The sequence below is a fragment of the Microbispora siamensis genome, from assembly GCF_016863095.1.
GTDB classification, from domain to species: Bacteria; Actinomycetota; Actinomycetes; order Streptosporangiales; family Streptosporangiaceae; genus Microbispora; species Microbispora siamensis.
The window spans coordinates 21,168-35,273 of sequence record NZ_BOOF01000012.1 but is presented as its reverse complement, the minus strand read 5'-3'; the positions used below and the strand labels follow the sequence as shown (position 1 = coordinate 35,273).

9 protein-coding genes, 1 pseudogene and 1 riboswitch are annotated in these 14,106 nt (G+C 75.3%); of the genes and pseudogenes, 5 read left to right on the top strand and 5 right to left on the bottom strand.

The genetic code is table 11. The annotated features are described in order from the left end of the window. The first annotated feature begins 3 nt into the window (after nucleotides 1–3). On the top strand, nucleotides 4–3,006 hold the full coding sequence (locus Msi02_RS12570) for an FAD-binding and (Fe-S)-binding domain-containing protein (RefSeq protein WP_204048513.1): 3,003 nt from the start codon (nucleotides 4–6) through the stop codon (nucleotides 3,004–3,006). Further along, entirely contained in the window at nucleotides 3,003–3,485 is a 483-nt protein-coding gene (locus Msi02_RS12565; protein ID WP_204048512.1) for a MarR family winged helix-turn-helix transcriptional regulator, read from the top strand. Before Msi02_RS12570 ends, Msi02_RS12565 begins: the two co-directional genes overlap by 4 nt. Here the strand turns inward: Msi02_RS12565 and Msi02_RS12560 are convergent. After that, on the bottom strand, nucleotides 3,482–4,507 hold the full coding sequence (locus tag Msi02_RS12560) for a family 2 encapsulin nanocompartment cargo protein polyprenyl transferase (RefSeq protein WP_239108357.1): 1,026 nt from the start codon (nucleotides 4,505–4,507) through the stop codon (nucleotides 3,482–3,484). The genes Msi02_RS12565 and Msi02_RS12560 overlap by 4 nt on opposite strands. Before the next feature lie 101 nt (nucleotides 4,508–4,608). On the opposite strand from Msi02_RS12560, the gene Msi02_RS43175 reads away from it, so the two are divergent. Both Msi02_RS43175 and Msi02_RS12555 read left to right on the top strand, forming a co-directional pair. Continuing rightward, nucleotides 4,609–4,863, top strand: coding sequence for an aldo/keto reductase (locus Msi02_RS43175; protein WP_239108356.1), 255 nt, complete (start codon nucleotides 4,609–4,611; stop codon nucleotides 4,861–4,863). Nucleotides 4,864–4,899: 36 nt separating this feature from the next. Next, nucleotides 4,900–5,544, top strand: a pseudogene (locus Msi02_RS12555) (aldo/keto reductase); the annotation flags it as partial. Between the two features lie 2 nt (nucleotides 5,545–5,546). On the opposite strand, the gene Msi02_RS12550 reads toward Msi02_RS12555, so the two are convergent. From Msi02_RS12550 to Msi02_RS12535, 4 genes are read right to left on the bottom strand one after another with little or no spacing between them, the layout of a single operon-like run. After that, the gene (locus Msi02_RS12550) at nucleotides 5,547–6,215 is read right to left on the bottom strand and encodes an ABC transporter ATP-binding protein (protein ID WP_239108354.1); all 669 of its coding nucleotides are present in this window, start codon (nucleotides 6,213–6,215) and stop codon (nucleotides 5,547–5,549) included. Beyond that, nucleotides 6,208–7,149 (bottom strand): ABC transporter ATP-binding protein, encoded by a 942-nt coding sequence (locus tag Msi02_RS12545; RefSeq protein ID WP_204048511.1) that lies wholly within the window; start codon nucleotides 7,147–7,149, stop codon nucleotides 6,208–6,210. The genes Msi02_RS12550 and Msi02_RS12545 overlap by 8 nt, the downstream gene beginning before the upstream one ends. Next, a complete protein-coding gene (locus tag Msi02_RS12540; RefSeq protein ID WP_204048510.1) occupies nucleotides 7,133–9,643 on the bottom strand; it encodes an FtsX-like permease family protein in 2,511 nt (836 codons plus the stop codon). The genes Msi02_RS12545 and Msi02_RS12540 overlap by 17 nt, the downstream gene beginning before the upstream one ends. Beyond that, the gene (locus tag Msi02_RS12535; RefSeq protein ID WP_204048509.1) at nucleotides 9,640–12,357 is read right to left on the bottom strand and encodes an FtsX-like permease family protein; all 2,718 of its coding nucleotides are present in this window, start codon (nucleotides 12,355–12,357) and stop codon (nucleotides 9,640–9,642) included. Before Msi02_RS12535 ends, Msi02_RS12540 begins: the two co-directional genes overlap by 4 nt. 117 nt (nucleotides 12,358–12,474) lie before the next feature. On the opposite strand from Msi02_RS12535, the gene Msi02_RS12530 reads away from it, so the two are divergent. Then, nucleotides 12,475–13,917: a serine/threonine-protein kinase gene (locus Msi02_RS12530; RefSeq protein WP_204048508.1), complete on the top strand. Its 1,443-nt coding sequence runs from the start codon at nucleotides 12,475–12,477 to the stop codon at nucleotides 13,915–13,917. Nucleotides 13,918–13,979: 62 nt separating this feature from the next. Then, nucleotides 13,980–14,103, top strand: a riboswitch (cobalamin riboswitch). The last annotated feature ends 3 nt before the right edge of the window (nucleotides 14,104–14,106 follow it).

Sequence of the window (14,106 nt, the reverse complement as noted above, 5' to 3'; positions counted from 1 at the left end):
GCCATGACGGACCAGGTGCTCGTTCCCGCGCCCGTGGCAGCCCGGCCGCGCCGGCCGTACGTGCGGCTGCGCGACCTGGAGCGAGACCTCTCCGCCCGGGTGGACGGCGAGGTCAGGTTCGACCCGGGCAGCCGGGGGTCCTACTCCACCGACGGATCGAACTACCGGCAGGTGCCGCTCGGGGTGGTGGTGCCGCGCACGGTGGACGCGGCGGCCGAGGCGATCGCGGTCTGCCGGGAGCACGGCGCGCCCATCACCTCACGGGGCGGCGGGACGAGCCTGGGCGGCCAGACCTGCAACGCCGCCGTGGTGATCGACTGGTCCAAGTACTGCCACCGGCTGGTGTCGGTGGACGCCGCGGCCCGCACCTGCGTGGTCGAGCCCGGCATCGTGCTCGACGTGCTGAACCGGCTGCTGGCCGACACCGGCCTGATGTTCGGGCCGCGCCCGTCCACCCACTCCCAGTGCACGCTCGGCGGCATGATCGGCAACAACTCCTGCGGCTCGACCGCCCAGGCGTACGGCAAGACCGCCGACAACATCGCGCGGCTGGAGATCCTCACCTACGACGGCCAGCGGATGTGGGTGGGGCCGACCGGCGGCGAGGAGTTCGACCGCATCATGGCCGAGGGCGGGCCGAGGGCGCGGATCTACCGCGAGCTGCGCGCGATCGTGGACGAGCACGCCGACGAGATCCGCCGCCGCTTCCCCGACATCCCCCGCCGGGTGTCGGGCTACAACCTCGACCAGCTTCTGCCCGAGGCCGGGTTCGACCTGGCCAGGGCGCTGGTCGGGTCGGAGGGCACGCTGGTCACCGTGCTGCGGGCCGAGCTGCGCCTGGTGCCCGCGCCCAAGGCCGAGTGCCTCGTCCTGCTCGGCTACCACGACATCAACGTGGCCGCCGACGCCGTGCCGCGCATCGCCCGCCACGGCCCGCTCCAGCTCGAAGGGGTGGACGACAAGCTTGTGGACTTCGAGCGGCGCAAGCACATGCATCCCGACGCGCTCACGCGGCTGCCGGAGGGCGGCGGCTGGCTCATGGTCTCCTTCGGCGGCGACTCGCAGAAGGAGGCGGACGCCAAGGGACGTGACCTGCTGAAGGAGCTGAAGGGCAGCGAGCACGCGCCGCACATCTCCTTCATCGACGACGCGAAGACCGAGAAGGAGCTGTGGGAGGTCCGCGAGTCCGGGCTCGGCGCCACCGCCCGCGTGCCCGGCATGCGCGAGACGTGGGAGGGCTACGAGGACTCGGCCGTCCCGCCGGACAAGCTCGGCGCCTACCTGCGTGACCTGCGCCGCCTGTTCGAGGAGTTCGGCTACGGCGACGCCTCCCTGTACGGGCACTTCGGGCAGGGCTGCGTGCACACCCGCATCCCGTTCGACCTGGTGACCGCCGACGGGGTGGCGGCCTTCCGCGCCTTCCTCGAACGGGCCGCCGATCTCGTCGTCTCCTACGGCGGCTCGCTGTCCGGCGAGCACGGCGACGGCCAGGCCAGGGGCGAGCTGCTGCCCAAGATGTTCGGGCCCGCGGTCATGACCGCGTTCGAGCAGGTCAAGGCCGTCTTCGATCCCGGTGACCGGATGAACCCCGGCAAGGTCGTCGCGCCGTACCGGCTGGACGAGAACCTGCGGCTCGGCCCCGAGTGGACGCCCGCCGACCCGCCCGTGCACTTCGGCTACCCCGACGACGAGGGCAGCTTCCAGCGGGCCGTCATGCGGTGCGTGGGGGTGGGCAAATGCCGCGAGCACGTCGGCGGCGTGATGTGCCCGTCCTACCGGGCCACCGGCGAGGAGGAGCACTCCACTCGCGGGCGCTCCCGGCTGCTGTTCGAAATGCTGAACGGCCACGCCGACTCCGCGGTGAAGGACGGCTGGCGCTCCACCGCCGTGCACGACGCCCTCGATCTGTGCCTGGCCTGCAAGGGCTGCAAGCACGACTGCCCGATGCAGGTCGACATGGCGACGTACAAGGCCGAGTTCCTCGCCCACCACTACGCGCGCAGGATCCGGCCGATGGACCACTACGCGATGGGGTGGCTGCCGGTGTGGGCCCGCGCGGCGGCGCTCGCCCCGGGCGTGGTCAACGCGCTGGCGCACGCGCCCGTGCTGTCCGGGCTCGCCAAGCGCCTGGCGGGGCTCGAACCGGCCCGGCCGGTGCCCGACTTCGCGCGGGCCCGCTTCAGCGACTGGTATCGGCGGCGCGGGCCGCACGGCGGGGGCGAGCGGGGGCCCGTGGTGCTGTGGCCGGACACCTTCACCGACAACTTCCACCCGCACATCGGCCGCGCCGCCGTCGAGGTGCTGGAGTCGGCGGGCTACCGCGTGCTGATTCCGCCGCGAACGCTGTGCTGCGGCCTGACGTGGATCTCGACCGGCCAGCTCGGCGTGGCGCGGCGGGTGCTGCGCCGCACCGTGCGGACCCTCGCCCCGGCGCTGCGCCGCGGCATCCCGATCGTCGGGCTGGAGCCGAGCTGCGCGGCGGTGTTCCGCGCCGACGCGCCGGAGATGTTCGCGCACGACCGGGACTTCGCCCGGCTGCGCGAGCAGACCAGGACCCTCGCCGAACTGCTGAGCGCGACCGACGGGTGGGATCCGCCCCGGATCGACCGGGACGCGGTCGCCCAGCCGCACTGCCACCACCACTCGGTGCTCGGCTTCGAGACCGACCAGGCCCTGCTGTCCCGGGCCGGGGTGCGGGTGGAGGCGGTGGGCGGCTGCTGCGGCCTCGCCGGGAACTTCGGCTTCACCGCCGGCCACCTGGAGGTGTCGATGGCCTGCGCGGAGCACGAGATCCTGCCGGCCATCCGCGCCGCCGACGCCCGCACGGTCGTGCTCGCCGACGGATTCAGCTGCCGTACGCAGATCGAGCAGGCGGGGGTGGGGCGCCAGGCGATCCACCTCGCGGAGTTGCTGGCGGCCGGGGTGCGGGGCACGCCGCTGGGCGACCACCCCGAGTGTCGCGCCTCGCGCAGGCCCGGCCCGGCGCGGGTCCTGGGGGCGCGATGAGCACCGGAGCCCTGCGGTCCGAAGCTCTGGAGGAGACGGACCCCGCGCTGGAGGAGGACGCGTGGTCGGTCGAGGACGCCTCGCTCGCCCTGGTGGAGATGACCCTCAACGCGGTGGCCCGCGGCTCCGATCTGTCGGTCACCCAGTTGCGGGTGCTGCTCGCGGTCCACCGGCACGGCCCGCTGAACCTGAGCGGGCTCGCCGCCCTGCTGGGCATGTCGGTCTCGGCCACGGGCCGCCTGGTGGCCCGCCTGCACACCGCCGGGCTGCTGACGCGCCTGCTGTCCCCGCACAGCCGCCGTGAGGTCAGCATCGACGTCACCGAGTCCGGCAGGCGGGCGCTCGAGCGGATCCGCTCGGCCCGCCGCGGGCACATCGCCGCCGCGCTGCGCCATCTGCCGCCGGACAGCCGCCGTACGCTCGCGCGGACGCTGCGCGAGCTCACGGCGGCGGCCGGGGCGGGCGAGGCGAGCAGCTAGCGGTCGCGGTCGGCGGCCAGGCGGGCCAGGGCCTCCAGACCCGCCGCCGGCCCTGGCGCCAGCTCCGCCGACCGCAGCGCCTCCAGTGCCTCGGACAGCAGATCGTCCACCCTGGCGAGGCTCCACGCCCGCCCGCCCGCCTCCTCCACCAGCCGCGCCGCCCGTGCGAGGTCGGCCTGCGCGAGCGGGCGGCGGTACAGTACGGCGAGCGCGCCGCCGGCCGGCGTGCCCGATGTCAGCGCGGCGACGACCGGCAGGGACTTCTTCCGGTTGCGCAGGTCGGAGTGGACCGGCTTGCCGGTGACCGCCGCGTCGCCCCAGATGCCCAGCAGGTCGTCGACTATCTGGAACGCCAGCCCCACGCGCTCGCCGAACACGCGCAGGAAGGCCACCTGCTCGGTGGTGGCGCCGCCGTGGAGCGCGCCGAGGGAGCAGGCGCATCCGAACAGCGCGCCCGTCTTGCCCTCGGCCATGCGCACGCAGTCCCCCAGGCTCACGTCCGCGCGCTCCTCGAAGCCGAGGTCGGCGCTCTGGCCGTCCAGCAGCGACTGGACGCACCGGGCCAGCATGCGCGCGCTGTCGGCGGGCCTGCCGCCCGCGGCGAGCGCGGCGAAGGCCAGCGCCAGCAGGGAGTCGCCGGCCAGGATCGCCTCGGAGCGCCCGAAGACGTTCCACACCGTGGGGCGGTGGCGGCGGACCGCGTCGCCGTCCATCACGTCGTCGTGGACGAGGGAGAAGTTGTGCACCAGTTCGACCGCGACGGCGGCCGGCAGCGCCGCGTCCGCGTCTCCCCCGGCGCCCTCGGCCGCCAGCAGCGTGAACGCGGGCCGCAGGGCCTTGCCTCCGCCCGCCCGCACCGGACGCTCCCGCGCGTCCCACCATCCGAAGTGGTATCCCGCCATCCGGCACATCGACGGAGGCAGGGTGCCGACCGCGCGGCGCAGGGCGGGCTCCACCAGGTCGCGCGTCCGGGCGAGCACGTCCGCCGCCGTCCGCACTCCCTCTGCAACCGGTTCCGTCACGCTCCCACCACCTCGGGCTTGAGTGGACCCACAGGCCGGCTGGACTTGTCGCCATACCCCGGCCGCCTCCTCACCACACGTGTCTCTTAACGTGGTGCCCCATGCGGAAGTTGATGCAGGAGATGGGTCTCGGGCTCGCGGCGCTCGGCCGCCCCGCGTACATCACGCTCGGCCGGGACGAGGACTTCGGCGGCGACCGCGACGTGGCGACGATGCGGGCGCGCACCTGGGAGGTGCTGGACGCCGCCAGGGCGGCGGGCGTGCGCTACTTCGACGCGGCCCGCTCCTACGGGCTGGCGGAGGAGTTCCTCGCGGGCTGGCTGACCGACCGGGGCATCCGGCCCGGCGAGGTCTAGGTCGGGTCGAAGTGGGGGTACGAGTACGTCGGCGGCTGGCGGATGGACGCCGACCGCCACGAGGAGAAGGACCTGTCGGCCGCGCGGCTGCGCCGCCAGCTCGGCGAGACCCGGGAGCTGCTCGGCGACCACCTGTCGCTCTACCAGATCCATTCCGCCACGGTCGAGAGCGGGGTGCTCGACGACGAGGAGGTGCTCGGCGAGCTGCGCGCCCTGCGCGCCGAGGGCGTCGCCGTCGGCCTGTCCACCACCGGGCCCGGCCAGGCCGCGACGATCGACAGGGCGGTCGCGACGGGGCTGTTCGACACCGTGCAGTCCACCTGGAACCTGCTGGAGCGCTCGGCGGGCGAGCCCCTGGCCCGGGCGCACGCGGCCGGCCTTGGCGTGATCGTCAAGGAGGGCGTGGCCAACGGCAGGCTGACCACCCGCGGCGCGCCACCGGCCCTGGCGCACGCCGCACGCGACCGCGGCGTCACCCCCGACGCCCTGGCGCTCGCCGCCGTGCTCGCCCGCCCGTGGGCGGGGGTCGTGCTGAGCGGCGCGGCCACGACCGTCCAGCTCGCCGAGAACCTGGCGGCGCGCACCGTCACCTGGGACGACGAGGCCGAGGAGGCGCTCGCCGATCTGGCGGAGGACGCCGAGACCTACTGGGCCCGCCGCGCCGCCCTCCCCTGGGCCTGAGCTCAGGGGAGGAACTCGCCGTCCTTGAGCTCCAGGACCCGGTCGGCCAGGCCGACGAGGCCCGCGTCGTGGGTGGCCACCAGCGCGGTGACGCCCTCGCCCCGGACGAGCACCCGGAGCAGCTCCATGATCTGGCGGGCGGTCTGGGAGTCGAGCTGACCGGTCGGTTCGTCGGCGAGCAGCAGGCGGGGCCGGTTGGCCAGGGCCCTGGCGATGGCCACGCGCTGCTGCTGGCCGCCCGACAGCTCGTACGGCCGCTGCTCGGCATGGCCGGACAGTCCGACCAGGGACAGCAGCACCTTGACCCGCTCCTCCCTGTCCTTGGCCGGGACCCGCGCCAGCCGCAGCGGCAGGCCCACGTTCTCGGCGGCCGACAGCACCGGGATCAGCCGGAACGACTGGAAGACGAACCCGACGACGTCGCGGCGCAGCCGCAGCAGGCCCTCCTCGGGCAGCTCAGGCACCTGCTGTCCGGCCACCCGCACCCGCCCCTCGTCGGGCCGGTCCAGGCCGCCGACCAGGTTGAGCAGCGTGGTCTTGCCCGCGCCGGAACGCCCGCGGATCGCGACCAGCTCGCCGGGATGGGCCTCGAAGGAGACCCCTCTCAGGGCCCGCACGCCCTTGGGGTAGGTCTTGCGCAGGTCCTCGACGACGACCAGCGGCTCACTCATTCGTCTCTTCCTCCACCCCCGAGGGCCAGACCCCGATGTGGTCGCGTTCGAGCTCCAGGCGCACCCGGTGCTCCATGGACAGGGCGTTGATGAACTCCCTCGGCAGTTGCAGGCGCCCGGCCCGGTCCAGCACCGCGTACTCCTCGGCGACCACCCTCCCGTCGCTTGAGGTGCGGCGGAACGTCTCGCTGGAGGTGCGGCCGTCGCGGATGCCGATGGTCCGGTCGACCTGCTCCGACACCATCGGGTCGTGCGTCACGACGACGGTCGTGACGCCGAGCTCACGGTTGGCGTGGCGCAGCACGCCGAAGACCGTCTCGGCGTTCTCGCTGTCCAGCTCCCCGGTGGGCTCGTCGGCGAGCACCACCTCGGGCGCGTTGGCCAGGGCCACGGCGACGGCCACCCGCTGCTGCTCGCCCCCGGACATCTCCCCGGGCCGCCGGTCCGCGCGGTCGGCGATCCCGGTCAGCTCCAGCAGTTCGTCCGTACGGGACGACCTGGCCCGGCGGGACGTGCCGCCCGCCAGCCGCATGGGCAGCATGACGTTCTCCCGCGCGGTGAGGTAGGGCAGCAGGTTGCGGGCGGTCTGCTGCCAGACGAAGCCCACGACCGAGCGCCGGTAGCGGAGGCGGTCGCGCGGGGTCATGGACAGCAGGTCGATCCCGGCGACCCGGGCCAGCCCGGCCGTCGGCACGTCGAGCCCCGACAGGATGTTGAGCAGCGTCGACTTGCCCGATCCCGAGGCCCCGACGATCGCCACCAGCTCACCCCTGCCGATGAGCAGGTCGAGGCCCTGAAGGGCGACCACCTCGACCGCGGCGGAGCCCTCGGTCTTGTAGATCCGCACGAGGTTGTCGCACAGGATGTGGGCGTCCGCGCCGAACGCGGGACCGCCCCGCGTGGCCCGGGCCTCCAGGTCAGCCAGAGTGTCCACGGCTTCCTCCCAGGTAGGCGCCCGCGAGGGCGACGGCGGAAACCCCGGCGGCCAGAGCACCGGCCAGGGCGGCGGGCAGGACGGGCAGGGCCGCGCCTGCCGCCAGGGCGCCGGGACGCCCGCCCGCGTACGCCGACAGGTCGATCCCGGCCCCGAGCAGCGCGGGCATGGCGAGACCGGCCGCAAGCCCGGCGACGGCGGTCAGGACGAGCAGCGGGGCCGCCTCCAGGACGGTGATCAGTCCGGCCTGTCTGCGGGTGAGGCCGAGAGCGCGGAGCAGCCCGAGGTCCTCCGCCCGCCGGGCCGCCCCTCCGGTCAGGGCGATCGCGACGGCCGCCAGCGCGTACGCGGCCAGCGCCACGGCGGCGACCCGCAGCGCGGCGGTCAGCGCCGCCGTCAGCGGCGTCCCGGTGATCTCGGCGAGCGCGCCCGCCACGGTGGTCATGCGCGCGCCGGACGGCAGCAGCGGCCTGACCGCGCCGGCGTCTCCCGCGATCAGCAGCGTGTTGACGTGGTCGGGGGCCGCGGGGAGGACGATGAGGGCGCCGTCGCCCGCCCGCACCCCCGGCATCGCGTCGACGGTCCCCGCCGGGGTGACCGTCATCCGCGCGGGCCAGCCGATCTCGAAGCTCCGCATGGCCGACAGGTCGTGCGACACCAGGGCGCCCGTCGCCCGCGCCGGGCGCTCGGGCAGCTCGGGCAGGCGCAGGGGGCTGCCCGCGACCAGCCGGCGGTAGGCGTCGAGATCGACCGCGACGACCGTGGCCGGCCGCCCCTCGAATCCCACCTCGGCGACGGTCGTCCCGACCGCGGCCGGGACGACGGCCCTGACGCCCGGCGCGTGGACGATCTGTTCCACCGTCTCCGGGGGGATGCCCTGGGCGCGCTCCACCCTGATCTCGGCGCCGGTCCGCTCCCACGCCGTCTGCCGCTGCGCCGCCTCCAGGCCTCCGGCGGTGGCCATGCCGTACGCCGCCAGCGCGACGGCCGGCAGCAGCGTGAGCACCGGCAGCGCGGCGCCCGGCACGGCCCGGGCGGCGGCGAGCCCGAGGAACGGAACGGCGGCGCTGCGCCGGGCGGCGACCCGGAAGGCCAGGTGGATCACGGCCGGGCCGGCGCGCAGCACCGCCAGCGCGACGGCCAGCGCCAGCAGCACGGGCGCGAGCGCGAGGAACGCGTCACCGGTGCCGAGGCCGCGGGTGCGCAGGAGATGGAGGCTCGCCACGGCGACCACGAGCACCAGGATCTCCACCACGATCCGGCGGGCCGCGCTCCCGGTCAGCCGTCCGTGGGCCCGCCGTCTCGGGGACCGCCACGTTGCGGACTGGCCCAGCGCGACGGCGGCGCAGGCGATCGCGACGGTCCCCGCCGCCAGCGCGGCGGGTCCCAGCCGTGCTGCCGCTGTCGGGGCGCCCGGCACGAAACCCGCGGCCACCTGGCCCGCCACGGCCGCCGGCACCGCCGCGAGCACGACCGCTCCCCCGCAGGCGCGCACGACCCGGGCCAGGGACGCGCCGCGGGCCCGCATCAGCAGCAGGTCGCCCTGCACCCGCCGGACGAGCAGCAGCACGGCCAGGGCCGTGGTGCCCAGGCACACGACGGCCAGCCCGGTCAGGAACACCGTGATCAGCGCGCGGGTGACGGCCAGCCGGTCCAGGTACTCCTTCAGGAGGCGGTCGAACCCGGTCGACAGGACGAGTTCGAGGTCCTGCCTGCCCAGGCGGCGGCCGAACTCCTCCGTCGCGGCCAGCACGTCCTGCGCGTTGCCCGCGGTGATCCGGTCCGGTTCCGGGGTGACGATCCAGCGGTAGACCAACGGCAGTTCGGCGCCCGCGAGGCTGTCGCCGTCGGTGAGCGCGGTGACGGTCAGGTCGTCCTCCGTGGCGAGCGGCACGCGGCTGCGGATGACGTAGGTGAGTTCCGGCTCGAAGGCCCAGAACCTGTCGGCGGGACGCGCCGGCTCGAACAGGCCGGTGACCTTCGCGGTCAACTCGCCGAGGCGGAGCGTGTCGCCCGTCTTGATCGACATCTCGGTGGCGGCGACGGCGGGGACGGCCACCTCGAGACGGGTGCCCGAGCCGGGGCCCGGTGGGCCGCCCTCGACGTACCGCACCCGCCGGTCGGCCCCCGACGCCCACTTCAATGTGAGATACCGGTGCGTCTGCTCGTTGACGAGCATCGGCGGGGCTGTGATCTCGAAGAGCGGGGCGGGGTCGGCGACCTCCCGCAGCGCCGGGGGCAGCAGCGCGCGCCAGGCGGTGTCCGCCTCGGCCACCTCGGCCGTCGTCCGCAGCGGCGTCAGGTCGAAGCGCCGGGTGAACTGGACCCCCAGCGAGGCCGTGGCGGGCGGGGCGGAGCCGATGACCGACCTGGCAGCCGCGTCGAGGGAGGACTCGACCATCCGGGGCAGGGCCGAGACGACCAGGGCGGCGCCGAACACCAGCGCGGCCAGCAGCGCCGCCACACCTCTGTGCACACCCAGGATCCGGATCACGACGCCTCCCCCGCACGCAGCGCGGCGGCCGGCTCGCGGCGGTGCAGCGACCGCGCGAGCCCGGCGACGATCACGAGGAGCACCGCGAGAACCGCGGCGGCCAGCGCCGCCACCTGCGGCCACGGAACGTGGAGCAGCACGGGCAGGCCGCCCCCGGTCGCGTGTCCGGCGGTCACCATCGGCGGCACCACCGCGGCGGAGACGGCCACGGCGAGCGCCACTCCGCCGGCCAGCGACAGCCCGATGACGAACGACTGCTCGGCCGCCAGCAGGCCGAACGTCTGCCGGAAGCTCACGCCGAGCGCGCCGAGCACGGCGAACTCACCCCTGCGCTCGCGCGCCGCGACCGCCGCGTTGACCAGGAATCCCAGCACGGCGAACGCCAGCGCCGCCGCGAAGCCGAGCAGCAGCGCACCCTGCAGGCCGGCCGCCGTGGGGTCGTCCCTGAAGCCGGCGGTGAGCGCGGCCACGTCGACGACCTCCCCGCGGCCTCGCCCGGAGGCGGCCAGTACGGCGGCTCGTGCGGCGGCGGCCCGTGTGGTGTCGTGCCCGTCCGCGGCCAGCCACCACTCCGTCACCGGCCACTGCGCGCCCTTCGCCCCCTTCGCGCCCGCCGCCCGCAGCGCCGCGAGGTCGGCGAGCAGGGCCGGGGTGCCCTCCGGTGTGCCGGGCATCGCCGCGACGACGCCCACCACTGTGATCGGTATCGTCGCCGTGCCGGCCGTGATCCGTACGGCGTCCGAAAGGCCGGGGGTCACCACGACCGGAAGCGGCCGTCCGGCGGAGGCGGACCCGGCGAGCCGGGACGCCAGCGTGGCCGGTGACAGCTCCGACAGGTCGGGGCGCAGCAGCAGGACGCGGCCCAGGTGCGCCGCGTCCGCGGCGATCAGGGTGGCGTCCGCGCCGTCCGCGACGACCGTGGCGCGATGCGCGGGCACGGCGTCCGCGACCCCCGGCAGCGTGGTGAAGGTTCGCGCGTCGTCCCCGGGGAGGGCCGGGACGCGCAGGCCGGCGCCGGCGAGATGCCGGGCCCGGTCCTCCTGGGCGCCGCGCCAGGTCGCGGCGGTGGTCAGGGACAGCACGCCGATCGCCATCGCCATCGTCAGCAGCAGCGCCGGACCCGAGTAGCGGGCCGGACGCCGGCTCACCTGGCGGGCGGCCAGGGCCGGCCCGAACCCGGGGCGCCGCCGCGTCGCCCGCTCGGCGATCCTGGCGACGGCGGGCACCAGCCGCAGGGCGGCCATCCCGCCGCAGAGCAGGGCGAGCGCCGGGCCCGCCCCGACGAGCGGGTCGAGCCCGAGCTCGCCGCCGAGGCGCGCCGTCTCCGACGCGTCCTGGGCGCGCAGGCGCCAGACGGCGAGCGCCGCCAGCACGAGCAGCGCCACGTCGGCCCCGGCCCGCTGGAGCAGGCCCGGCCTGTCGGCGCGCCCGCGCGCCGCCTGCTCCTCGACGTACGTGCGGCGGGCGGCGAGCAGGGGCGGGGCGGCCAGCATGGCGGCACAGGCGAGCGCGACCGCCGCCGCGACCGCGAACGTGGCTCCGTCGGGCGTGCGGGGCGGCTCCACGCCGGTGGCCTCGATCCAGGGGAACGCGCTCACCAGCCGCAGGAGGACGGGCGCGAGGAACGGCGCCGCGGGCGCGCAGGGCAGCGCGATCAGCAGCGCCTCCCCCGCCGCCATGGCGGCGAGCCGCGGCGACCCGCCGCCCCTCGATCGCAGCAGGGCCGTCTCCATCCGGCGGTGCTCGGCGAGCAGCCGCGCAGTCAGCGCCAGCGCGTACGCGCCCAGCACCAGCAGTTGCAGCACCGGCACCAGCATGGTCGAGCGGGCGACCAGGGCGCCGCGGTCGAGCCGCAGCAGCGTGCCGGACAACGTCTCGGTGACCGCGCACCGGGGACAGCCGGCCCGCACGGCGGCGGAGGCCCCGGCGACCGACGCCGAGAACGGCCGGAGCCGGTCGGGGGAAAGCCGGTGCAGGTCGGGTTCGGCGAGCCAGCGGGCCGACAGGCCGGTCGCGAACCGACCGAGGAAGGTGCCGGCCGGCACGACCAGGGGTCCACGCGAGGTGAAGTCGCCGGTCTGCGTGCCGTTGCGCAGCAGATCCTCTCCCTTCCAGCGCGGGTCGTCGGGGTCGCGCAGCCGGAAGACGCCGGTGACGCGCACGCGGGCCGGTTCGCCGTCCAGGCGTCCGACGACGGTGAACTCGTCACCGGTGGACACGCCCATCGCCCGCGCGGCCGGCTCGGACAGTGCCGCTTCCACCGTCGCCGTCTTCGTCTTCGCCTCGGCGGGCCGGCGCCCGCTCACCAGGTCCGTCCGGCCGTCCAGTCCCTCGTACGTGGCGAACCGGGTCAGGACGGGCTGACCACCGAGGTCCTGTCCCTTCAGTGCGTAGGAGGCGGACTCGACGCGCACGGCGACCCGTACGGGCACCTCCCGGTGGGCGTGGGCGATCCCCGCGCGGACGGCCCGGTCGGTCTCGGCGAAGTCCCCGGCAGTGACCGAGGAGGTGACGACGGTGGCGGTGGCGGCGAGCGGAGCCGTGTCCAGGGCCCGCCGCACGCCGGCCTGGGTCGCCGACCCCGCGTGCAGCAGGAGAGCCGAGATCGCCGTGGTCGCGAGCAGGATGGAGCCGAACGCGGCGGCCAGCAGCAGGGGCTCGGCCAGCGCGCGCCGGACCACCAGCGGCAGCCGCGTCCGCACCATCCTCACCATCCGGGCCTCACCATCCGGGGCTCACCACGTTCATCCCGGCATCATGACAAGCATGATCGGGAAGCACCAGCGTTCCGTTCACCTAAAGTGAGGGAAAACCGGGCCGAGGAGGGCTGCATGCCTGCGGTGGGGCCGTTGCTCACGGGAGATCCGGCCGAGATCGGCGGCTGTCGGCTGGAGGGCCGCCTCGGCGCGGGCGGCCAGGGGGTGGTCTACCTCGGCCGTACGGCCGAGGGCACGCCCGTGGCGGTCAAGCTGCTGTATGAGGACTGGGCGGGGGACGAGGACGCGCGCCGCCGCTTCGCACGGGAGATCTCCGCCGCGCGGCGGGTCGCGCCGTTCTGCGTGGCCCGGGTGCTCGACTTCGACCTGGACGGCCCGCGGCCCTACGTGGTGAGCGAGTACGTGGAGGGGCCCACGCTGCAGCAGGCGGGACGGCGGTCCGGGACCGCCCTGCACCGGCTGGCCGTGGCGACCGCGACCGCGCTCGCCGCCGTGCACCGGGCCGGGATCGTCCACCGCGACTTCAAGCCCGCCAACGTGCTGCTGGGGCCCGACGGTCCGAGGGTCGTCGACTTCGGGGTCGCCCGCCGTCTCGGCGGGACCACGGCGAGCGGCGGCATCGTCGGCACGCCCGCCTACATGGCGCCCGAGCAGATCGCCGGCGAGCCGCCCGCGCCCGCCTGGGACGTGTTCGCGTGGGGCTGCGTGATGGTGTTCGCCGCCACCGGCAGGCCGCCGTTCGGCGACGACTCGCTGCCCGCCGTGCTGAACCGCGTGCTCACCAAGGAGCCCGACCTCGGCGACCTGGAAGAGCCGTTGCGCTCCATCGTGGCGCTGGCCCTGCGCAAGGACCCCGCGCAGCGCCCGGACATCCTCGACGTCACGATGCGGCTGCTCGGCGCGGTTCCGGAGGGGACCGCCGAGGACATCCCGGGCGCGCTCACCGTCGCGGGGCATCCCGTGCCCGCGGGGCCGGACACCGTCCCCGCACGGCGCGGTTCCGGCCGCCGCCGGGGGCTTCTCGCGGGGGCGGCGGTCGCGCTCGCGGCCGCCACGACGGGGGCCGTGCTGCTGTCCGTGCTGCCGTCCGAAGGTGTCGCCGACGGTAACGCCGACGGTGACGCGCGGCACGCGGCGGCGACCGTCACGCCGGTCCCCTCGCCCACTTCGACGCCCAGCCCGACGCCCAGTCCGACGTCCACCGCGCGCGTGCCCCTGCGCTTCACCGCACGCTTCGCGGGCGTGTGGCGCGGCAGGGTGGACTACGAGCCCGGCGCGTACGACACGCTCGTGCTGACCGTGCCGAAGGGCGGCGACACCGTCACCGAGCAGTTCGTCGACTACCGGTGCGTGGGCACGTCCAAGCTCCAGGTGGTCAGCGGGACGACGGTGCGGCTGAAGCGGGTGTCGATGCGGGGCAACTGCGTGCGCAACGGCACGATCTACCTCACCGTCCACGACAACGGGACGATGACGTTCGACTACAACGGGCACGGCGAGAACAAGGTGACGAAGAACATCCCGTTCTACATGATCGCCACACTCACGCGCACGTAGCGCCGCACTTGCGGGACATCCGGCACGAAGGTGTATGTTGACCAGCGCAAGCGACGGACGCGGAGGAAGCCGGTGTGAATCCGGCGCGGTCCCGCCACTGTCACCGGGGAGCGACCCTCACCCACGCCACTGCCCAGCACGGGCGGGAAGGCTGAGGGAAGCGCCGATCCGGGAGCCAGGATACTCCGG